Annotated in this window: 19 protein-coding genes, 2 tRNA genes and 1 pseudogene; 18 read left to right on the top strand and 4 right to left on the bottom strand. The window is 67.9% G+C overall.

Annotated features, from left to right (window positions below; all coding sequences use genetic code 11):
- Positions 1–17 precede the first annotated feature (17 nt).
- The 11 genes and pseudogenes from ASC67_RS21290 to ASC67_RS14175 all read left to right on the top strand — a co-directional run.
- A pseudogene (locus ASC67_RS21290) lies at positions 18–2,109 on the top strand (non-ribosomal peptide synthetase); the annotation flags it as partial.
- Between the two features lie 17 nt (positions 2,110–2,126).
- Positions 2,127–3,506, top strand: a complete 1,380-nt coding sequence (locus ASC67_RS21285) for an alpha/beta fold hydrolase (protein WP_404932882.1) — start codon at positions 2,127–2,129, stop codon at positions 3,504–3,506.
- Positions 3,507–3,538: 32 nt separating this feature from the next.
- Complete coding sequence (locus ASC67_RS14210; protein WP_056322055.1) at positions 3,539–4,294, top strand: 4'-phosphopantetheinyl transferase superfamily protein; 756 nt, start codon at positions 3,539–3,541, stop codon at positions 4,292–4,294.
- A gap of 56 nt (positions 4,295–4,350) precedes the next feature.
- Positions 4,351–5,823, top strand: coding sequence for a ribonuclease G (rng, locus tag ASC67_RS14205; RefSeq protein WP_056322051.1), 1,473 nt, complete (start codon positions 4,351–4,353; stop codon positions 5,821–5,823).
- 95 nt (positions 5,824–5,918) lie between these two features.
- Positions 5,919–6,251 carry a hypothetical protein gene (locus ASC67_RS20660; RefSeq protein WP_156466773.1) on the top strand — a complete coding sequence of 111 codons (333 nt, stop codon included), beginning with the start codon at positions 5,919–5,921 and terminating at the stop codon, positions 6,249–6,251.
- Entirely contained in the window at positions 6,248–7,546 is a 1,299-nt protein-coding gene (gene tolB, locus ASC67_RS14200; RefSeq protein WP_056322047.1) for a Tol-Pal system beta propeller repeat protein TolB, read from the top strand. Before ASC67_RS20660 ends, tolB begins: the two co-directional genes overlap by 4 nt.
- A gap of 61 nt (positions 7,547–7,607) precedes the next feature.
- The gene (gene pal, locus ASC67_RS14195) at positions 7,608–8,147 is read left to right on the top strand and encodes a peptidoglycan-associated lipoprotein Pal (RefSeq protein WP_056322042.1); all 540 of its coding nucleotides are present in this window, start codon (positions 7,608–7,610) and stop codon (positions 8,145–8,147) included.
- 1 nt (position 8,148) lies between these two features.
- Positions 8,149–8,937 carry a tol-pal system protein YbgF gene (gene ybgF / locus ASC67_RS14190; RefSeq protein WP_056322038.1) on the top strand — a complete coding sequence of 263 codons (789 nt, stop codon included), beginning with the start codon at positions 8,149–8,151 and terminating at the stop codon, positions 8,935–8,937.
- On the top strand, positions 8,934–9,710 hold the full coding sequence (locus ASC67_RS14185; protein WP_200946942.1) for a ThiF family adenylyltransferase: 777 nt from the start codon (positions 8,934–8,936) through the stop codon (positions 9,708–9,710). Before ybgF ends, ASC67_RS14185 begins: the two co-directional genes overlap by 4 nt.
- 41 nt (positions 9,711–9,751) lie before the next feature.
- Positions 9,752–9,827: transfer RNA gene (locus ASC67_RS14180), tRNA-Lys, on the top strand.
- Between the two features lie 38 nt (positions 9,828–9,865).
- Positions 9,866–9,941 (top strand) — tRNA-Lys (locus tag ASC67_RS14175).
- A gap of 38 nt (positions 9,942–9,979) precedes the next feature.
- Here ASC67_RS14175 and ASC67_RS20655 read toward each other — a convergent pair.
- Complete coding sequence (locus ASC67_RS20655; RefSeq protein ID WP_156466772.1) at positions 9,980–10,633, bottom strand: 2'-5' RNA ligase family protein; 654 nt, start codon at positions 10,631–10,633, stop codon at positions 9,980–9,982.
- A 245-nt stretch (positions 10,634–10,878) separates the two neighbouring features.
- Between ASC67_RS20655 and ASC67_RS14165 the strand changes: the two genes are divergently transcribed.
- Positions 10,879–12,504: an NAD(P)/FAD-dependent oxidoreductase gene (locus ASC67_RS14165; RefSeq protein ID WP_056322210.1), complete on the top strand. Its 1,626-nt coding sequence runs from the start codon at positions 10,879–10,881 to the stop codon at positions 12,502–12,504.
- A 52-nt stretch (positions 12,505–12,556) separates the two neighbouring features.
- Here the strand turns inward: ASC67_RS14165 and ASC67_RS14160 are convergent, their stop codons facing one another.
- Both ASC67_RS14160 and ASC67_RS14155 read right to left on the bottom strand, forming a co-directional pair.
- A complete protein-coding gene (locus tag ASC67_RS14160; RefSeq protein WP_056322025.1) occupies positions 12,557–12,832 on the bottom strand; it encodes a hypothetical protein in 276 nt (91 codons plus the stop codon).
- Between the two features lie 23 nt (positions 12,833–12,855).
- Complete coding sequence (locus ASC67_RS14155; protein WP_056322022.1) at positions 12,856–13,302, bottom strand: PA2169 family four-helix-bundle protein; 447 nt, start codon at positions 13,300–13,302, stop codon at positions 12,856–12,858.
- A 276-nt stretch (positions 13,303–13,578) separates the two neighbouring features.
- On the opposite strand from ASC67_RS14155, the gene ASC67_RS14145 reads away from it, so the two are divergent.
- The 4 genes from ASC67_RS14145 (at position 13,579) to ASC67_RS14130 (ending at position 15,683) form a co-directional block, all read left to right on the top strand.
- Positions 13,579–14,211 (top strand): hemerythrin domain-containing protein, encoded by a 633-nt coding sequence (locus tag ASC67_RS14145; protein WP_235566333.1) that lies wholly within the window; start codon positions 13,579–13,581, stop codon positions 14,209–14,211.
- Between the two features lie 65 nt (positions 14,212–14,276).
- Positions 14,277–14,699, top strand: coding sequence for a YbaN family protein (locus ASC67_RS14140; RefSeq protein ID WP_056322008.1), 423 nt, complete (start codon positions 14,277–14,279; stop codon positions 14,697–14,699).
- Positions 14,700–14,766: 67 nt separating this feature from the next.
- Positions 14,767–15,285, top strand: coding sequence for a hypothetical protein (locus ASC67_RS14135; RefSeq protein ID WP_056322005.1), 519 nt, complete (start codon positions 14,767–14,769; stop codon positions 15,283–15,285).
- Between the two features lie 41 nt (positions 15,286–15,326).
- Complete coding sequence (locus ASC67_RS14130; RefSeq protein ID WP_056322002.1) at positions 15,327–15,683, top strand: ArsC family reductase; 357 nt, start codon at positions 15,327–15,329, stop codon at positions 15,681–15,683.
- Between the two features lie 41 nt (positions 15,684–15,724).
- Here ASC67_RS14130 and acnA read toward each other — a convergent pair whose 3' ends face one another.
- Entirely contained in the window at positions 15,725–18,454 is a 2,730-nt protein-coding gene (gene acnA, locus ASC67_RS14125) for an aconitate hydratase AcnA (protein ID WP_056321998.1), read from the bottom strand.
- A gap of 205 nt (positions 18,455–18,659) precedes the next feature.
- On the opposite strand from acnA, the gene ASC67_RS14120 reads away from it, so the two are divergent.
- Both ASC67_RS14120 and sbcB read left to right on the top strand, forming a co-directional pair.
- Complete coding sequence (locus tag ASC67_RS14120; protein WP_056322206.1) at positions 18,660–19,532, top strand: DNA ligase; 873 nt, start codon at positions 18,660–18,662, stop codon at positions 19,530–19,532.
- A gap of 38 nt (positions 19,533–19,570) precedes the next feature.
- Complete coding sequence (sbcB, locus tag ASC67_RS14115; RefSeq protein ID WP_056321995.1) at positions 19,571–21,010, top strand: exodeoxyribonuclease I; 1,440 nt, start codon at positions 19,571–19,573, stop codon at positions 21,008–21,010.
- The last annotated feature ends 20 nt before the right edge of the window (positions 21,011–21,030 follow it).

The following is a 21,030-nucleotide window of genomic DNA, read 5'->3' as shown; positions in this document are numbered from 1 at the left end:
ACGCTGCGGCCGCTGACCTGAGTTACTGGCGGGTGCGACTTGGGGGAGTGGAGGAGCTGAGGCTGCCGGTGGACCGGGAGAGGCCGAGCCGACCGCATGGGAGCGGTGGGGTGGTGAGGTTCGAGGTGGGAGGCGGTGAGCTGAGGGGTCTGAAGGAGCTGGCGAGGCGGCACGAAGCGACGCTGTTCATGGTGCTGCTGGCGGCCTACAAGGTGCTGCTGATGCGCCACAGCGGGCAGGAAGACATCGCGGTGGGCACGCCCACCGGGGCGAGGCCGCAGGAAGAGCTCGAGGGGCTGATCGGGTACTTCGTGAACATGGTGGTGCTGCGCACCGACCTGAGCGGACAGCCGCGGTTCTCGGAACTGCTCGAGCGGGTCAAGGCGGGGGCGCTGCAGGCCTACGAACACCAGGAGCTCAGCTTCGACCGTCTGGTCACCGAACTCAGCCCGCAGCGCCGCATCGGGCACAACCCGCTGTACCAGGTTGTCTTCGACCTGCAGAACGCGCCACAGGGAGAACTGAGCCTGCAAGGCGTGAGCGCCGAGCGCATGGCGGTGCACACGGGCAAGGCGCAGTTCGACCTGGGGCTCTCGCTCACCGAAGTGCAGGGTGAACTGCGCGGCGAATTCGAGTACAGCCGCGAGCTGTTCGAAGAAGACACGGTGCGCCGGCTGAGCGGGCACTACGGCGAACTGCTGCGTGCCATCGTGAGCGACGAGGAGCAGGCCATCGATCGGCTGCCGCTGCTCGGGGCGGTGGAGAAGGCGCTGCTGCTGCAGGGCTGGGAAGGCCGCCGGCAGCCCAACGAAGTGCGGCGCCTGCACGAACTGTTCGAAAGGCAGACCGAACGCACGCCGCAGGCGCTGGCGGTGCTGTCGACACAAGACGGGCAGCGTGGCTGGAGCTACGCCGCACTCAACGACAAGGCCAACGCGCTGGCACACCACCTGATCGGTCTGGGCGTGGGCCGGGAAGCGCTGGTGGGGGTGTGCATGCAGCGCAGCATGCACACCGTGGTGGCGCTGCTGGGGATTGCCAAGGCTGGCGGGGCCTACCTGCCGCTCGACCCGAGCTACCCTGAAGAGCGGCTGGCCTTCATGCTCGAAGACAGCGCGGCGCGCTGGGTGATCGTGGACCGCGAGGCGCGCGAAGCGATGCGCACGTGGGGCGCCGGCGCGACCGGCGTGGCGGTGCTGTGCCTGGAAGAAGAACCCCTGCAGACGCTGTGGAGCGAACCGGCGAAAGGCAATCCGGGCGTGGCGGTCGAACCGCAGGACCTGGCCTACGTCATCTACACCTCGGGCTCGACGGGGCGGCCCAAGGGCGTGCAAGTGCTGCACGAGGGCATCAGCAACCACGTGCAGTGGTTCGGACGCACGGTGGGCCTGCAGGCCCGGGACCGGATGCTGTTCAAGACGAGCATCAGCTTCGATCCGGCGCTGGTGGAGATGCTGGTGCCGTTGCACGTTGGGGCGGCGGTGGTGGTGCTGCAAGCCGGGGAAGAGCGCGACAGCGCGAGCGTGATCGAGGCGATCGGCGAGCACGGCGTCACGGTGCTGCAGGTGGTGCCCTCGGCGCTCAAGGCGATGCTGGCGGAGCCGGACCTGTCGGGGTGCGCGAGCCTGCGCTACATCGTGTGCGGAGGCGAAGCGCTGGAGAGAAGCCTGGCCAGCGAAGTGGTGCGCAAGCTCAAGGTGCGCATCGGCAACTTCTACGGGCCGACCGAGACCAGCATCGATGCGACGTGCCTGCCCGACGTGGACATCAGCGGGGTAGGGGCGACGGTGCCGATCGGGCGGCCGGTGGACAACATGCACTGCTACGTGCTGGACGGGTACGGACAGCCGGCGCCGATCGGGGTGGTCGGGGAGCTGTACGTGGGTGGAGTGGGGGTGGCGCGCGGCTACCTGAACCGTCCGGAGCTGACGGCCGAGCGCTTCGTGGTGGATCCGTTCCGGGAGGGCGAGCGGTTGTACCGGACGGGAGACCTGGCGCGCTGGCGCGCGGAGGGGACGCTGGAGTTCATGGGGCGGGTGGATCACCAGGTCAAGCTGCGCGGCTTCCGCATCGAGCTCGACGAGATCCAGTGTGCACTCAACGATTGCCNGGGGACGCTGGAGTTCATGGGGCGGGTGGATCACCAGGTCAAGCTGCGCGGCTTCCGCATCGAGCTCGACGAGATCCAGTGTGCACTCAACGATTGCCCAGGCGTCAGGGAGAGCCTCGTGCTGGCCCGCAGCTACGCCTCGAACGACGACCGCCTGGTCGCCTACCTCGTGCCGACCGACCCGGCCGTGCCGCCGGTGATCGCGGATCTGCGCACGGAGCTCGAGAAGAAGCTGCCTCGATACATGATTCCCACGGCGTTCGCTTTCATCGACAGCTTCCCGCTGACCGCGAACGGCAAGATCGATCGCGCGGCGCTGCCCGAACCACAGGCCGCCGACCGCGAAGCCGCCTACGCGGCGCCGCGCGATGACGCCGAGCGGCGCATGGTCGATATCTGGGAGGAGGTTCTGAGCATCTCGCCGATCGGCATCGACGACGACTTCTTCGACCTCGGTGGCCACTCGCTGATGGCGCTCAAGCTGCTGGCAAGCGTCGAGCGCCAGTTCCATCAGCCGCTGCGGCTGGCGTCGATCATCGAGGCGCCGACGGTGCGCCAGCTGACGCAGCTGCTGGCCCGCACCACCGATGCGCCGCCGGCGACCTGTGTGGTTCCGATCCGTGCCGATGGCGACGAACTGCCGCTGTTCTTCGTCTCGGGCTATGGCAGCTCGCTGCTGGTGTTCAATGCCCTGTCGAGGGCGCTCGGCCCGTCGCAGCCGCTGTATGTCCTGGACCCGATGGCGTTCGATCCGGTGGCGCTCGAGCACTGGAGCTTCGGCGACATGGCGCAGCGCATGCTCGACGACCTGCGCCGTGTCCAATCCAACGGGCCCTACCGCCTGGCCGGACACTCCATGGGCGGGGTCTTTGTTTACGAACTGGCGCAGCGCCTGCGCGCCGCCGGCGAGCGGGTCGAGCAGCTCGTGCTGCTCGATACCGTCGGACCCGGTTTCCCGGGTCGCCACCCCTGGCCGGTGCGGCTGCAGCTCTACCTGAAACGGGCCGCGACACTCGGCCCATCGGGCATCGCGCGCTATGTTCGCTGGTTCGGCACCACGATATTCAAGCGCTCGGGCCACGACCTGCTCGAGAACCTCGGCACCTTGGCCGAGACGCGCATCGGCAAGGCGCAGAAGCGAAGCGCCGCCATCGTGTACGACGCTTCGGAAGCCTATGAGCCCGTCATCTATCCAGGCTCGCTGACCTTGGTGCGTAGTACGCAGGACAAGCTGAAGATCGGGGAGATCGACGATCTGTACATGGGGTGGCGACCGCTGGTGCGCGGCGAGATCCATTGTGAATCGATGGACTGCATCCACAAGGAGATGCTGGATGCGGATCACGCCGACGTGCTGGCCGCGCTGTTGATCAAGACGCGCGTGCAAGGGGCCTGATCGAAGGTTCTCGCCGTAGGCCGAGTGCATTGATGTCGCACCTCTCCGCCTCTGGCCGCCTTCCGCTCGCCGGCATCGACGTGTGGCGCGTCGCCACGGCCGATTTCTCCGCTGCGGACGATGCCTGGCACCGCGATCTGCTCGACAAGGAGGAGCTCAGGCGCGCGGTGCGGTTGCGTCGGCTGGATGATCGCCTTCGATTCGAGGGAGGGCGTGCCAGCCTGCAGATGCTGCTGAAGCACTACCTCGGTAGCGGTGGCGGCCGCACGGCGATCGAGGCGGGCGTATCGGGCAAGCTCCACCTGGCCCACGCGGGCCAGGCGCTGACATTCAACAGCAGCCATTCCGGCGATTGGATCCTCCACGCGTTCGCGGACAGCGTGAGCGTGGGAATCGATGTCGAAAAGCTCGACGAGAGGATCTCGCGGGGTATCGACGACTATCTCGCCGCACTGGCGCCGGAAGAACACGCCGCGCTGGAGCAGTGTCCATCGGCAAGTCGTCCTTTCCAGTTCGTGCAGTGCTGGGTGCGCAAGGAGGCCTATCTGAAAGCGATCGGCGAGGGCCTGCGTCGCTCGCCGGAACTCGTGAGCATCGGCCGGGCGGCCGATGGTCGCGTCCGGTTGCTGTACGACCGGAACTCGGCGGAGCCTGCCGGGCCTTGGAACTTCGTCGATCTGGGGATCGACGATCGGCACCTCGGCTGTGTGGCTTATCCGGGGCCGGAGCGGCCCGTGCGTGTGTGCGACGACGCGGCGTGGCGCCGTGTCCGCAGCAACGGGTATTGACGCCCCGGGGAGAAACCGACAGGGTCCGCGTCGCCGCGCCAGCTACCATCGCCTGCATGCAAGACATCCTGATCAACTGGTCCCCCCAGGAGACCCGCGTCGCCGTCATCGAGAACGGCGCGGTGCAGGAGTTGCACCTCGAGCGCACGCTCGAGCGCGGGCTGGTCGGCAACATCTACGCCGGCCGCGTGGTGCGGGTGTTGCCGGGCATGCAGAGCGCGTTCATCGACATCGGGCTGGAGCGGGCTGCGTTCCTGCACGTGGCCGACCTGCACCGCGAGGACGCGCCGGGTCGCGACAACCCGCCGCCGGCGCCGATCGAGCGACAGGTGTTCGAGGGCCAGGCGCTGCTGGTGCAGGTGATCAAGGACTCGATTGGCACCAAGGGTGCCCGGTTGTCGACGCAGATCAGCATCGCAGGGCGGCTGCTGGTGTTCCTGCCGCAGGACGACCGCATCGGTATCAGCCAGAAGATCGGATCGCACGAACTGCGCGAGCAGCTGCGTACGCGCATGCAGGCGCTGGTGGCGCCGCCCAACGGTGGCAGCAGCAGCGGCGGCTTCATTCTTCGCACCAATGCGGAGGAGGCCACGGACGCCGAACTGGCGGAGGACATCGCCTACCTGCGCAAGACCTGGACGGCGATCCGCGAACGCGCCTTCAAGGCGCCGTCCGGCACGCTGCTGCACCTGGATCTGAACCTGGTGCAGCGCGTGCTGCGCGACCTGACCCACGACCAGACCCATGCGGTGCGCATCGACTCGCGCATGCAGTACGAGGCACTGAAGGAGTTCGGCGAGCAGTACATGCCGAGCTCGGTGGCCAAGCTCGAGCATTACCACGGCGAGCGCCCGATCTTCGACCTGTTCGGCATCGACCAGGAGATCGAGCGTGCGCTGGCGCGGCGTGTCGACCTGAAGAGCGGCGGCTACCTCATCATCGACCAGACCGAGGCGCTGACGACGATCGATGTCAACACCGGCGGCTATGTCGGCGCGCGCAACTTCGACGAGACGATCTTCAAGACCAACCTCGAGGCGGCGCTCGCCATCGCCCGCCAGCTGCGGCTGCGCAACCTGGGCGGCATCATCATCATCGACTTCATCGACATGGCGCGCGAGGAGCATCAGAGCGCGGTGCTCGCCGAACTGCGCAAGCAGCTCGCGCGCGACCGCACCAAGATCACGGTGAGCGGCTTCACGCAGCTCGGCCTGGTGGAGATGACGCGCAAGCGCACCCGCGAATCGCTGGCCCACCTGCTGTGCGAGCCATGCCCTACCTGCCAGGGCAAGGGTCAGGTGAAGACGCCGCGCAGCGTCTGCTACGACATCCTGCGCGAGATCCTGCGCGAGGCGCGGCAGTTCAACCCGAAGGAATTCCGCGTCGTCGCCAGCGCCGCGGTGGTCGAGATGCTGCTCGACGAGGAGAGCCAGCACCTCGCCGGCCTGTCCGACTTCATCGGCAAGCCGGTGTCGCTGCAGACCGAGCCGGGGTTGTCGCCAGAGGCTTACGACATCGTGCTGCTGTAGCGGATCGCGTCGGCCCCGCCGCGCGCAGTAGTGCAGTCGGCCCGCGGGCCTTGTGGGAACTGCGGCTTTTGTGTCCCTACAATGCCGGCCGAACCATGTCGCCGTCCGTGATCGTCATCCACCGCAGCGAGGCGCCGCGCATCGGGGCCCGCAGAGCACCGACGGCACCCTACACCGTGTCACGACTTTCCTCGGGCGGCGGCGTCCGAACGGCCGTTGCCGGCTGGTATCCTGCCCGGATATCGAGCTTGTTCCGCTACGGCCCGGTGCGCCGTGCCGGCGACACCGTGCACGAGCCCGCGCTTGCAGCTGCCCCGGTCGCTTCCTCCGACGGACCCTTCCTCCCCGACGGCATGCCTCACATCGAGCCTCGTCTCGACACGACGATCCGCGATGCGGGTGCCCAGGCCGCTCAAACTGCCGCATGACCCAACTTCGACTCCTGTCCTCTCCCTCGATGCTGCGCCGCAGCTTGGTGGCGCTGCCGCTCGCCGCGGCCCTGCCGTCCGCGCTGGCCCAGTTCCGCGTCGAGATCTCCGGCGTCGGCGCCACCCAGTTGCCGATCGCCGTCGTGAAGTTCCGTGACGAAGAGAAGGCGCCGCAGCCGGTGGGCGCCATCGTGCGGGCCGATCTTGAGCGCAGCGGGGTGTTCCGCAATCTCGACACCGCCGGGGTCGTCCTCGACGAAGGGTCACAGCCGGCCATGATCGACTGGCGCGGGCGCAGTGTCGACGCGCTGGTCGGCGGCTCGGTGACGCGCCTGGCCGATGGCCGCTTCGACGTGCGCTATCGGCTGTGGGACGTGGTCAAGGGCCGCGACCTCGGCGGCCAGAGCTACGCGGTGCCGGCCGGCGATCTGCGGCTCGCGGCCCACCGCATCGCCGACGCCATCTACGAGAAGCTCACCGGTGAGAAGGGCGTGTTCTCGACGCGCATCGCCTACGTCACCAAGGGCGGCGGTCGCTTCACGCTGTGGGTGACCGACGCCGACGGCGAGGGCGGCCAGTCCGCGCTGGCCAGCCCCGAACCCATCATCTCGCCGGCCTGGTCGCCCGACGGTCGCGAACTGGCCTACGTGTCCTTCGAGAGCCGCAAGGCCGTGGTCTACGTGCAGGAGGTCGCCAGCGGCAAGCGCCGCACGCTGGCGAGCTTCCGGGGGTCGAACAGCGCGCCGGCCTGGTCGCCCGACGGCCGCCAGCTTGCGCTGACCCTCAGCCGCGATGGCGGCTCGCAGCTCTTCGTGATGGGTCGCGACGGGGAGGGCGTGAAGCGCCTGACCAACAGCGGCGCGATCGATACCGAGGCCACCTGGGCGCCGGACGGCAAGTCGATCTACTTCGTCAGTGATCGCGGCGGCAGCCCGCAGATCTACCGCGTGCCGGCCGGCGGTGGCAACGCCGAGCGGGTGAGCTTCAGCGGCAGCTACAACATCAGCCCGGCGATCAGCCCGGACGGCCGCACGATGGCCTACATCTCGCGCGACGGCGGCGCCTTCCGGGTCCAGGTGATGGACCTCGCCAGCGGAACCGCCCGCGCGGTGAGCGACACCAAGGACGATGAAAGCCCGAGCTTCGCGCCGAACGGCCGGCTCATCATCTACGCCACCCGCGACAGCGGCCGCGACGTGCTGATGACCACCACGGCCGACGGCAAGATCAAGGCGCGCCTCGTGTCGACCCAAGCCGACGTGCGCGAGCCGGTCTGGGGCCCTTATGGACGCTGAGCCCAGAGCGGATCGCACCTATTTCGTCGACCGACAACCATTCATCAATGAGGAGAAAACCATGATTCCGATGATCCGCCGCTCCACCCCCGCCCTGGCCGTGCTGGCCGCACTGGCACTGGCCGCCTGCAGCTCGCCGGTGAAGCTGGACGAGCCGCCGGTGGAGAGCCGCACGGCCGCTCCGGTCGGCGGTGTCGGTGCCGGTGGTTCGGCCAGCGGCACCAACCAGTCGCAGGTCGCCAACGTGGACCTGTCGGCCCAGCAGGCCGGCGCGCTGGGCAAGGTCGTCTACTTCGACTTCGACAGCTTCCTGGTGAAGGACGAATTTCGCCCGATCGTCGACAACTACTCCAAGGTGCTGAACGGTGACCGCAAGAAGCGCGTCGTCATCGAAGGCCACACCGACGAGCGCGGCGGCCGCGAGTACAACCTCGCGCTCGGCCAGAAGCGCGCCGAGGCGGTGGCCAAGTCGCTCACGCTGCTGGGCGTGCAGGACGCGCAGATCGAGTCGGTCAGCTACGGCAAGGAACGTCCGGCGGTCACCGGCAGCGACGAGACGGCGTGGGCCAAGAACCGCCGTGCCGAACTGCGCGACCGCTGAGATGGCGCGCAGCACCGTCATGGTCAAGCGCGCCGGCTGGCGCTCGGCGGTCTTGGCCGCGGCGCTGCTGGGCGCCGGAGCCGCGCAGGCCGGCCTGTTCGACGACGACGAGGCGCGTCGCGCCATCCTCGATGCACGCTCCCGCATCGACCAGATGGACCAGGCCTCCAAGGCGCGCGAGGCCGAGCTGACCGAGCAGGTCAATCAGCTGCGCCGCAGCCTGCTTGACCTCAACACCACCATCGAGCAGCTGCGCGCCGACCTGGCCAAGCTGCGCGGCAGCGACGAGCAGTTGCAACGCGACGTGGCCGATCTGCAGCGCAAGCAGAAGGACGTGCAGCAGGGCATCGACGAGCGCCTGCGCAAGGTGGAGCCGCAGAAGGTCACGCTGGACGGCAAGGAATTCCTCGCCGAGCCCGAGGAGACGCGGCTGTACGGTGAGGCCGTCAACGTGCTGCGGCAGGGCGACTTCACCGGCGCCGTCAACGCCTTCAGCGCCTTCCAGCGTCGCTACCCCAGCAGCGGCTACTCGACCGCGGCGCTGTACTGGCTCGCCAATGCGCAGTACGGCAAGCGCGACTACAAGGACGCCATCCCGTCCTTCCGCGCCCTGGTGGCTGCGGCGCCCGACCATCCGCGTGCGCCCGAGGCGCTGCTGTCGATCGCCAACTGCCAGCTCGAGCTGAAGGACAGCAAGTCCGCACGCCGCACGCTCGACGAGCTGCTGAAGAACTACCCGAAGAGCGAGGCCGCGCAGGCCGGTCGCGAGCGGCTCGCCTCACTGAAGTGAGCCCGTTGCCGGAGCCGGACGAGGCCGACCTGGAGCGCCGCTTCGGCGGCCTGCGGCGCCTCTACGGAGATGCCGGCTACCGTCGGCTCAGGGCGGCCCGGGTCGCGGTGGTCGGCGTCGGCGGTGTCGGCTCCTGGGTGGCCGAGGCGCTGGCGCGCAGCGGAGTGGCCGCACTCACTCTGATCGACCTCGACCACGTCAGCGAGTCCAACATCAACCGGCAAGTGCAGGCCCTGGACACCACCCTCGGCCAGGCCAAGGTGTTGGCCTTGCGGGACCGCATCGCTCAGATCCATCCGGCGTGCCGGGTGCACGCTGTCGAGGCCTTCGTCGAGGCCGACAACTGGCCCGCGCTGCTCCCGGAGCACGTCGATGCGCTGGTGGACGCCTGCGATCAGGTTCGAGCGAAGGCGCTGCTGGCGGCCTGGGCGCTCGAAGGCGGCTTGCCTTTCGTGTCGGTCGGGGCTGCCGGCGGCAAGCGCCGCGCGCAGGCAGTCGAGGTCGAGGACTTGGCCGAGGTGACCCACGATCCCTTGCTGGCGTCCCTGCGGCAGCGCCTGCGCCAGCGGCACGCGGCGGCCCGCAAGGGGGCGATCGGCGTGCGCTGCGTGTTCTCGCGCGAGGCCGTGAGCGCGCCCGAAGAGGCTTGCCAGGTCGACGGCAGCCTCAATTGCCACGGCTACGGATCCGCCGTCAGCGTCACGGCCACCTTCGGTTTGGTCGCCGCAGGTGCGATCATCGAGGGCCTCGTGGTCCGTGACGCACAGACTTGAATCCGAGAAAAAAGTCTGGCTATAATGAGCGGCTCTACGGCGGGTTGTTAGCTCAGTCGGTAGAGCAGCGGACTTTTAATCCGTTGGTCGCGTGTTCGAGTCACGCACAACCCACCAAGGCACTCCTCACGGGGTGCACACCGTGGCCAGTTCACGGGCTCTTAGCTCAGTTGGTAGAGCAGCGGACTCTTAATCCGTAGGTCGAGTGTTCGAGTCACTCAGGGCCCACCAAGAAAGACAAGGCCTCGCACGACAGTGCGGGGTCTTTGTCATTTCTGGCCGTCGCGCACGCAAGATCCCTCATCAGGCGATGGCCAATCGCCCAGCCTCTGGTGATGTCCGAGGCCTTGGTAGCTGAGGATCAATGTAAATCGCGCGGCGACCCATCCTGTCTGTTCGATGGGGTGCTCTGGCACCAGTCTCCGGTCATAGAGCAGCGTCATGTGGGGTGTGCGGGACGGCTTCGGCCTGAGCCCTGCGCGGCGTAGTTCGTCCCCAAGTGCCTCCCGCAGTTGGGTCACGGCGTCATCGCTTTGAGCATCGCAGCGCAGGACGAAGGGGTTGTTGCCCGCGGTGTCGAAGCTGCACGCACGATCGAAAAAGGTGGACGAACCCGGCCAAGTCACTCGAGCAGCCGCGGCCCGGGCGGCGTCGATATCCGATAGAGGGATCCTGTCGGCGTAGCCCGCCACCGCATGCAGGCTGACGTGCAGATTCTGAGGTGGCAGGCACGGGCCCCGCAGCCCGTGGCGCCTGCGCAGCTCAGCGCCGACCTGGGCGAAGTGTTCTGCGTCGTCGCGCAGAGGGACGAGCGCAAAGAACAGGTTGTAGCCACGCAGTTGGCCCGCGCGCCCGTGGACGACCTCAGGCTGGAACAGTGCGGGCTCGCCAGGTACTCCTGGCAGGCTCATTTGATCAGGCATGACATCCAGTCCTCGGGTCGATGTTCCTGGCGGCAAACGGGTTTTCACGCGGGCCTCGAATGACACCGCCGCCGAAGGGTCATTCGTTGTCTGACGGCCGCCGCCGGTCTAAGGGTTACATCCCATGGCCCCTGTCGCCTGCGTGACGGAAATGCTGCCCTCGCTCCTCCATCCTTGGACAGCGCTTCTCCCGTGACGCGAAGCTCGGTCACGGCCGCTGAAATCACCAAGTGAAGGGGATCGTGATGAACGACAAGACCGTTGCCAAGACCACCAAGGTGGACGCCGTGGTCATCGGGGCAGGCATCGCCGGCCTGTACCAGGTCTACCGCTTGCGCGAGCAGGGATTCGACGTCCAGGCTTTCGAGGCCGGATCCAACGTGGGTGGCACCTGGTACTGGAACCGCTACCCGGGCGCCCGATTCGACTCGACGGCCGAGGTCTACCAGTTCTGGTTCTCGGAAGAGCTCTACAAGGGGTGGAAACCAAGCGAGCGCTTCCCGGCGCAGCCGGAGTCCGAACGCTGGCTGCACTACGTGGCGGACCGCTGCGACCTGCGCAAGCACTACCGATTCAGCACCCGCGTCGAGACGGCGCACTACGACGAAGCCACGCAGAGCTGGTCGATCACGACGGACCAGGGCGACACCGTCGAGGCCCGCTTCCTGATCACCTGCTGCGGCATGCTGTCGGCGCCGCTGACGTCGGTGTTCCCCGGTCAGGAGAGCTTCAAGGGCCAGCTGTTCCACACCGCGCGCTGGCCGAAGGAGCCGGTCGACTTCACCGGCAAGCGCGTAGGCATCGTCGGCGCCGGGGCGACGGGCATCCAGGTCATCCAGACGATCGCGAGCCAGGTCGGTCATCTGAAGGTGTTCCTGCGCACGCCGCAGTACACGATCCCGATGAACAACCCCAAGTACAGCGATGCCGTTTGGGCCGGTTTCTCGAGCCGCTTCCATGAGATGAAGGAGCGCGTGCAGCGCACCTTCGCCGGCCATGTGTACGATTTTGGCGGCTATGGCACCTGGGCCGAACGGACGCCCGAGGAGCGGATCGCCGTGCTCGAGGAACTCTGGAACGACGGCTCGCTGGCGCTGTGGCTGGCCTCGTTCTCCGAGATGTTCTTCGACGAGAAGGTCAATGCCGAGGTTTCGGAATTCGTGCGCGGCAAGATGCGCGAGCGGCTCAAGGACCCGGTGCTGTGCGAGAAGCTGATCCCGACGAAATATGGCTTCGGGACCAACCGGGTGCCGCTGGACACCAACTACCTCGAGGCCTACCACCGGCCGAACGTGGAGATCGTCGACGTGAAGGCGTCGCCGATCGAGCGCGTCACGCCGGAGGGTGTGAGAACGGCGGACGGCAAACTGCACGAACTCGACATCCTGATCCTCGCCACGGGCTTCGATGCGGGGACGGGCGCGCTGACGCGCATCGACATCCGCGGTCGCGGCGGGCGCTCGCTCAAGGAAGACTGGGGTCGCGAGATCCGCACGACCATGGGGCTGCAGGTGCACGGCTATCCGAACTTCTTCACCACGGGAGCGCCGCTGGCGCCGTCGGCAGCCTTTTGCAACATGACCACCTGCCTGCAGCAGCAGGTCGACTGGATCACCGAATGCCTGGTGGCCATGCGCAGCAAGGGCTTGAGTGTCATCGAACCCTCCAAGGCCCTCGAGGACGACTGGGTGGCGCACCACGACGAGACCTCCAACGCCACGCTGCTGGTCAAGACCGATTCCTGGTACATGGGAACCAACGTCAAGGGCAAGCAGCGCCGCATGCTCTCTTACATCGGGGGCGTCGGGAAGTACCGGCAGCGTTGCGAGGAACTGGCTGCGGGCGGGTACCCGGGGTTCGAGATGCGCTGAAGAAAGCGGTCGCGGGGCCGCATCGGGACAGGCCCCGCAACCGACGCCGTTGCTAGTTGCGCTCGGGTGTCAGCGTCAGGACGGCGGGGATCGTCTCGTCGCTGTTGTCGAGCAACCCGGCGTGCACCGCCCGCAAGGCCGCGAGGCTGCCGACGTGGGGCAGCACCGTGTCGGCGCTGCAGAGCGGACACACGGCGGTGGATCCGCCATGCGTCCATGTCACCACGTCGGCCGGTTCGAAGATGGCCAGGCAAGAGAAGCAACCTGCAACCCGAGCCGATGCGAGTTCAGCGCGGTTGTTGAACGAGTCGTAGCCGGCATCCGACATGGCCGAACCTTTACTCGTCGGCTTCAGGTCGTCACGCTGTCGCGCAGCGCCTTGATCTGCTCGTGGTTCGCCTGCACCCCCATCAGTTGCCGGCCGATCGTCTGCTGCACATCGATCGGCAACTGCTGTTTCAGCGCCTTGCGATAGCGCGCCAGGGCCACGTCCTCGCCGCGTTCGCACTCCTCCAGCAAGGCATGGTCGCTGCTGCCGGTCAGCGCATCCTTGACGGAAACCCAGCCACGATGGAGCGCGCCCGAGATCGTGCCGTGGTCTTCCGGGCTGCCGCCGTGCTGCAGGACCAAGGCCTGCAACTCCACCGCGGCGCTCTCGCATTCCGCGGCGCGAGCCTGCAGCGTCTGCTTCAGGGAAGCGGACTCGGCTCGCTCGGCGCATTTCGCGAACCCGTACTGGCCGTCCTTCGACGTTTCGATCAGTTCGTTCAGGATCTGGATGACTTGCTTGTCGCTCATGGGATGACTCCTCGAAGTTCCGGAAGTGGCACCGCCCGAGGCAGGGGCGCCGTCGAAATTCGATGATGGGCGGCGGGTGTCGAAAAGACAGTAGGGTGATCGCCCCGCGTCCTGTACGAACACGCCTACACCGTGTCTCCTTCGCACACATCGGACGGCCGCTTGATCTGGCGCAAGGCCCTCTGAGCTGTCTGGATCGACGCTAGCGACCGACGCTCGGCAAGGGGCTTGCCGAGCTTGTCCGGTCGTCCGCTTCTCAACACCTCATCAGTCACCGTGCATGCCAGCCTGACCATCATTCGCCAGGAGCACCGAGCGCTGTCCGCCATGCTGCGCGCCATCCATCTGCTGCTGGGCGAGCACCGCCGGCGCGGAACGCTGCCGGACTTCGGGATGCTGCGCGCCATGCTGTTCTACGTCGACGAGTTTCCCGAGCGCCTGCATCACGCCAAGGAGAGCCAGCTGCTGTTCCCGATGCTGCGGTCGCGCAGCGCGGAGCGCACCGCCGTGTTGAACCGGCTCGATCAGGACCATGCCCAGGGCGAGCAGTTCATCCGCAAGCTCGAACACGAGCTGCTGGCCTTCGAGGTGATGGCCGAGACGCCCCAGGGCGAGGAGCGACGCGGGCGCTTCGAGCGGTCGATGACGGCCTACATGCACTTCTACCTGAACCACATGCGCACCGAGGAGGCGATGGTGCTGCCGATGGCCGAGCGCGTGCTCGGTGAGCAGGACTGGCGCGAGCTCGACGCGGCCTTCCTGCAGAACCGCGATCCGCTCGCCAGCGATGAGGGCGATGCGGTGTATGCCGAGGTCTTCAGGCGCATCACCGAAGCGCAACCGGCACTGCTGGGCCTGGGGTCGGCGCTGGAGGTGCTGGGGGGCCGGGCGACAGCGAGGTCCGCATAGGGCGTTCGAGGCCGGCCCGGCCGGCCGGGCGATCCATCGGTCGGCGGCGGACCGATACTGTGTCCATGCAGGACGAAGCCTCCGCTCCCCCAACGCCCAGCTGGCTTCGCGCGCTGTGGCTGATGGCGGGGGGCGTGGCCTTGCTCACCGGCCTGGTGGGCATCGTGCTGCCCCTGTTGCCCACGACGCCCTTCGTGCTGCTGGCGGCCTTCTGCTTCGCGCGCGGGAGCGCGCGCTGGGAGCGTTGGCTGATCGAGCATCGGCGGTTCGGGCCCATGATTCAGGCGTGGCGTTCTCACCGCGCCATCCCGCTGGCGGCGAAGCGACTGGCCACGCTGATGATGACCGTGGGCTGTGTCTGGTCGTGGTGGTGGCTGTCCTCGCCCTGGCGGTGGGTGCCCGCGTTGTGCTGCACCGCCGTCGCGCTTTGGATGTGGCGCCTGCCGACGGCGGCCGCGGCGCAGCAGCGGCTGCCGGATCGCGATTGAACGACGTCGCCGTGCTCGCTATCTCCGTGCGAACGGGTCGGATTTCACTCGCGGGCAGAATTTGTCGATGAGTCCACCGACCCTCGCTACCGCATCGACCGCGGTGCGCCGCATGCTGACGTGGATCGGCGCGCTTGCGCTGTCGGCCTGTGCCGGCTACAGCCCGTCGGGGTTGCCCGCCGGCACGCCGCAAGCGCAAGTCATCGAGCACATGGGCCCGCCGACCGGTCGCTATGCACTCGCTCCGTCCGGCGAGCGCTTGGAGTTCGCCCGAGGCCCGATGGGCAAGCACACCTACATGCTCGATTTCGATGCCGAGCAGCGGCTGCTGCGCTGGGAGCAGGTGCTGACCGAGAAGAACTTCTACGCGCTGCAGATCGGCATGAGCCGCGACGAAGTGCTGCAGCGCATCGGCCACCCATCGAACGTACGCTTCCTGTCGCGTCAGCAGCATCAGCTCTGGTCCTATCGCTACGACACACCGTTCTGCGTGTGGTTCCAGGTCAGCCTCGACACCTCGAACAAGGTGGCCGAACTGGGCAACAACGTCGATCCTCAGTGCGACGATCTCTTCGATGGCCGGTGACCTGATCGTCCGGGCCGCTGCGCACGGAAACCTCTGATCCGATGCCCACGATCACCCTGTACGGCATCCCGAACTGCGACACCGTGAAGCGGGCCCGCGCCTGGCTGGAGGCCCGGAACGTCGGCTACACGTTTCACGATTTCAAGAAGCAGGGTGTGCCCCCCGACGCACTGGCCGCTTGGGTGGCCGCCGTCGGTTGGGAGACGCTGGTCAACCGCAAGGGCACGACCTGGCGCCAACTCGATCCGGCGGTGCGGGAGACCGTCGTCGACGCAGCGAGCGCCCAGCGCGCGCTGCGGGAGCATCCGTCGCTGGTGAAGCGGCCCGTGGTGGAGTGGCCGGGTGGCGTGACCGTCGGCTTCGACGAAGCGGTGTTCAACGCACGACTGTCGCGCTGAGGACTCGACGGCCGTCGTGTCGCGTCCTCACGAGGCGGTGGTCACGCGGCGAGCAACTGCCTCAGCACGAAGGGCAGGATGCCGCCGTGCTTGTAGTAGTCCACCTCGATCGGCGTGTCGATGCGCAGCGTGACGATCACGGTCTTCTTCTCGCCGGTCGGCGTGGTAATGACCAGCGTGGCGTCCGATTGCGGCTTCATGTCGGCATCGACCACCACGTCCACCACCTCGTCGCCGATCAGCCCCAGCGTGCTCCATGAATCGCTGCCCTTGAACTGCAGCGGCAGCACGCCCATGCCGACCAGATTGCTGCGGTGGATGCGCTCGAAGCTCTTCGCCACCACCGCCTTGATGCCCAGCAGCTGCGTGCCCTTGGCGGCCCAGTCGCGCGACGAGCCGGTGCCGTACTCCTCGCCGCCGAAGATCACCGTGGGCACGCCGGCGGCGATGTACTGCATCGCGGCGTCGTAGATCGCGAGCTTGCGGCCCTTGTCCGCACCGTCGAGCTGGAAGAGGGTGTAGCCGCCTTCCTCGCGCGCGCCGTCGTCCTTGGGTGGCAGCATCAGGTTCTTGATGCGCACGTTGGCGAAGGTGCCGCGCATCATCACCTCGTGGTTGCCGCGGCGCGAGCCGTAGCTGTTGAAGTCGGCCTTCAGCACGCCGTGCTCGAGCAGGTACTTGCCGGCTGGCGTGGTCTCCTTGAAGGAGCCGGCCGGCGAGATGTGGTCGGTGGTGATCGAGTCGCCGAACAGGCCCATGATGCGCGCGCCCTTCACCCCCGCGTCGGCCACGGCCGGCTCCATGGTGAAGTCCTGGAAGAACGGCGGCTCGGCGATGTAGGTGCTCTTGGGCCAGGTGTAGACGTTGCCCTTCACGCCCTTGATCTGTTCCCACAGCTTGCCCGGGTCGCTCTTGACCTTGTCGTAGTTCTTCTTGAACGCCTTGCCGTCCATCGCGAACTTCATCAGCTTGTAGATCTCGTCGCTGGTGGGCCAGATGTCGCCCAGGTAGACCGGCTTGCCGCCCTTGCCGGTGCCCACCGGTTCCGTCATCAGATCCTTGCTCACGGTGCCGGCGATCGCGTAGGCCACCACCAGCGGCGGGCTGGCCAGGAAGTTGGCCTTCAGGTTCGGGTGGATGCGGGCCTCGAAGTTGCGGTTACCCGACAGCACCGCGGCGCATACCAGGTCGTTCTTCGTGATCGCCTCGTTGATCCCGGGCGTCAGGTCGCCGGCATTGCCGATGCAGGTGGTGCAGCCGTAGCCGGCGACGAAGAAGCCGAGCTTCTCCAGGTAGGGCAGCAGCCCCGCCTTCTCCAGGTACTCGGTGACGATGCGCGAGCCCGGCGCGAGCGAGGTCTTCACGTGCTTCTTCACCTTCAGCCCGGCTTCCACCGCCTTCTTCGCCAGCAGTCCGGCGGCCAGCAGCACGCCCGGGTTGCTGGTGTTGGTGCAGGAGGTGATGGCGGCGATCAGCACGTCGCCGTTCCTGATTTCCAGGCCGTCGCTGGTGGTGAAGGCCTGGCCCAGCTTCTCGGCCGGCTGGTTGAAGCCGTTCTCGGCCGGTGGCTTGCTGAACAGCGAGCCGAACTGCGACTTCACGTTGCCGAGCTCGATGCGGTCCTGCGGCCGCTTCGGGCCCGACAGCGAGGGCGCCACCGTGCCCAGGTCGAGCTTCACGACCGCGCTGTAGTCGATGTCGCCGGCCTTGGGCACGCCGAACAACTTCTGCGCCTTGAAGTAGGCCGCGAAGGCCTCGATCTCGGCCTTGCTGCGGCCGGTGCCCTGGAAGTAGTCGATGGTCTTCTCGTCGACCGGGAAGAAGCCCATGGTGGCGCCGTACTCGGGCGCCATGTTGCCGATCGTGGCGCGATCGGGCAAAGCGAGGGTGCGGGTGCCTTCACCGAAGAACTCGACGAACTTGCCCACCACCTTGGCCTTGCGCAGGATCTCGGTCACCGTCAGCACCAGGTCGGTGGCCGTCACGCCCTCGCGCAGCTTGCCGGTGAGTTCGAAGCCCACGACGTCGGGCGTCAGGAAGTAGACCGGCTGACCCAGCATGCCGGCCTCGGCCTCGATGCCGCCCACGCCCCAGCCGACCACGCCGATGCCGTTGATCATCGTGGTGTGGCTGTCGGTGCCGACCAGGGTGTCGGGGTAGTAGATGCCGCCCTGGGTCTTGTGCACGCCGCGCGCCAGGTACTCGAGGTTCACCTGGTGCACGATGCCGAAGCCGGGCGGCACGACGCCGAAGGTGTCGAAGGCGTCCATGCCCCACTTCATGAACTGGTAGCGCTCCTGGTTGCGGCTGAACTCCAGCTTCATGTTCAGGTCCAGCGCCTTCGCCGAGCCGAAGTGGTCGATCATCACCGAGTGGTCGACCACCAGGTCCACCGGTACCAGCGGCTCGATCGCCTTGGGGTTCTTGCCCATCTTCGCCGCCACGTTGCGCATCGCGGCCAGGTCGGCCAGCAGCGGCACGCCGGTGAAGTCCTGCAGCACCACGCGGGCGACCACGAAGGGGATCTCGTCGCTGCGCTCGGCGGTCGGCAGCCAGTTGGCGAGTTGCGCCACGTGCTCCTTCGTGACCTTCTTGCCGTCGCAGTTGCGCAGCACGCTCTCCAGCACGATGCGCACCGACACCGGCAGCCGCGCCACGTTCGGGAAGGTCTTGGCCAGCTCGGGCAGCGAGTAGAACTTGCCCTCCTTGCCGGAGGCGGTCTTGAAGCTCTTCAGGGTCTTCGGGAAGGCGTGCTGGCTCGTGGCGGGCATGGTCGACCTCGGTGGGGTGGGGTTGAAAACGATTATGCGGTTTGCATGCCAACACCACATGACATCGCGGCACCTTGGTCGACGCACCCTTGCGAGGGCCGGCGCGCTCCCCCGTCATCCGCTCCAGCGGGGAGGATCCCGCGACGGCCGTGCGACCGAACAATCGCCGCGGGCCATCGAACGGAAGGAGTCGGCCATGCAGGGGATGTCGAGACGCGACGTGATGGGTCGGGCGCTGGCCCTGGCCGCGGCCCTCCGCGTCCGGGTCGCCAGCGCCGCAACGGGGCATCCGCCCCGCGACGGTGCGGCCGCACCGTCGATGCTGCTGGCGCGCGAGGCCGCGGCCGGCCAGTCGCCGGTCGGCTACCGGGTGAGCGAGAAGCTCGACGGCGTGCGGGCGCAATGGGACGGACGCGTGCTGCGGTTCCGCGGCGGCGGCGTGGTGCCGGCGCCGGGCTGGTTCACGGCCGGCCTGCCGGCCGTGGCGCTGGATGGCGAGCTGTGGCTCGGCCGTGGCCGCTTCGAGGCGCTGACGGCGATCGTGCGGGACCGGCAGCCCGACGATGCAGGATGGCGTCAGGTGCGGTACGGCGTGTTCGAGCTGCCGGGCGCGCCTGGCCCGTTCGCCGAGCGGGCGGCGCGAATTGCTCAAGTGGTCAGGCAAGCGGGGGCCGGGCCGCTGATGGTGGTGGAGCAGTGGGAGCTGCCCGATACGGCGGCCTTGCAGGCCCGGCTGGCCAGCGTGGTGGCGCAGGGCGGCGAAGGGCTGATGCTGCACCGGGCCGACGCGCCCTACGTCACCGGCCGCAGCGAGGTGCTGCTGAAGCTCAAGCCGTTGCAGGATGCCGAGGCCGTGGTCGTCGGGCACGTGGCGGGGAAGGGCCGGTTTGCCGGGCAGTTGGGTGCCTTGCGCGTGCGCACGCCGCAAGGGCAGGAGTTCGCGCTCGGCACGGGCTTCAGCAATGCCCAGCGCGCCTCGCCGCCTCCGCCGGGCGCGGTGGTCACCTACACCTATCGCGGCACGACGGCGCGCGGCCTGCCGCGCTTCGCCAGTTTCCTGCGGGTGGCCGGGCCTTGACGCGGGTCCCGGCTGCGGCTTGAGGTATGTTGCGGGCGATGAGCGAACACAGCTTCTACTGGCACGACTACGAAACCTTCGGGCGCTGGCCGCGGCGCGACCGGCCGGCGCAGTTCGCCGGCGTGCGCACCGACGCGGAACTCAACGAGATCGGTCCGCCGCTGATGCACTACTGCCAGCCTGCGCCCGATTTCCTGCCCGACCCTGAGTCCTGCCTGCTGACCGGCATCCTGCCGCAGACCTGCCTGGAGCAGGGCCTGCCGGAGCATGCCTTCGCGGCCGCCATCGAGCGCGAGCTGGCGGCGCCGGGCACGGTGGGCGTGGGCTACAACACCATCCGCTTCGACGACGAGGTGACGCGCCATCTGTTCTGGCGCAACCTGATGGATCCCTATGCCCGCGAATGGCAGAACGGTTGTGGCCGCTGGGACCTGCTCGACGTGGTGCGCTGCACCTATGCATTGCGGCCCGAGGGCATCGAGTGGCCGCGCCACGAGGACGGCCGGGCCTCGTTCAAGCTCGAGCACCTGACGGCGGCCAACGGCCTGGCGCACGCGGCGGCGCACGATGCGCTGTCGGACGTGCGCGCCACCATCGGCCTGGCGCGGCTGATCCGCAGTCAGCAACCCCGGCTGTGGGATTTTTGCTTCAGGCTGCACCGCAAGGATGCAGTGATGGCCGAGATCGGCGCCGGTGCCCAGCGGCCCTTCCTGCACATCTCCGGCATGTACCCGGCCGAGCGGGGCTGCCTCGCGGCGGTGTGGCCGCTCGGCACCCACCCGACCAACAAGAACGAACTGATCGTCTGGGATCTGGCGGCGGACCCGAGCGAGCTCTACGGGCTCGATGCCGCGGCGATCCGCCAGCGCCTGTTCACCAAGGCCGACGAACTGCCCGAGGGCACGACGCGCCTGCCGATCAAGAGCATCCACATCAACAAGTCGCCGATCGTCATCGGCAACCTCAAGACGCTGAGCCCGGCGATGGCCGAGCGCTGGGGCTACGACGCGACCCGGGTGCAGCGCCACGCCGACATCGCCCTGGCCCACGACGCGCTGCCGCGCGCACTGTGGGCCGAGGTGTTCGCGCGGCCGGCGCCCGAGCAGGCGCCCGACGTCGACGAAAACCTGTACGGCGGCTTCGTCTCCAATGCCGATCGGCGCACGCTCGAGCGGCTGCGCGCGCTGCCGCCGGAAGGGCTGGCGGGACAGCGTCCGCCATTCGAGGACGGGCGCCTGGAGGAATTGCTGTTCCGCTACCGCGCACGCAACTTTCCGCACACGCTCGATGCCGAGGAACGGGCGCAGTGGGAGCAGCACCGCGCCGAGCGGTTGCACCTGGGCGTCGGCGGCGGCGGCAGCCTGGCGGCCTTCTTCGAGCGCATCTACGCGCTCAGCGAGTCGGCCGACGAGCGCGGCCAGGACATCCTGGGCGCGCTCTACGACTACGCCGAGCAGATCGCGCCGCCGGCCCCCTGAAGCGCGAGCGCGGAAGCGGA

This window comes from Methylibium sp. Root1272 (genome assembly GCF_001425905.1).
Classification (GTDB): Bacteria; Pseudomonadota; Gammaproteobacteria; order Burkholderiales; family Burkholderiaceae_C; genus Methylibium.
This window is presented reverse-complemented; position numbering and strand designations above follow the sequence as displayed.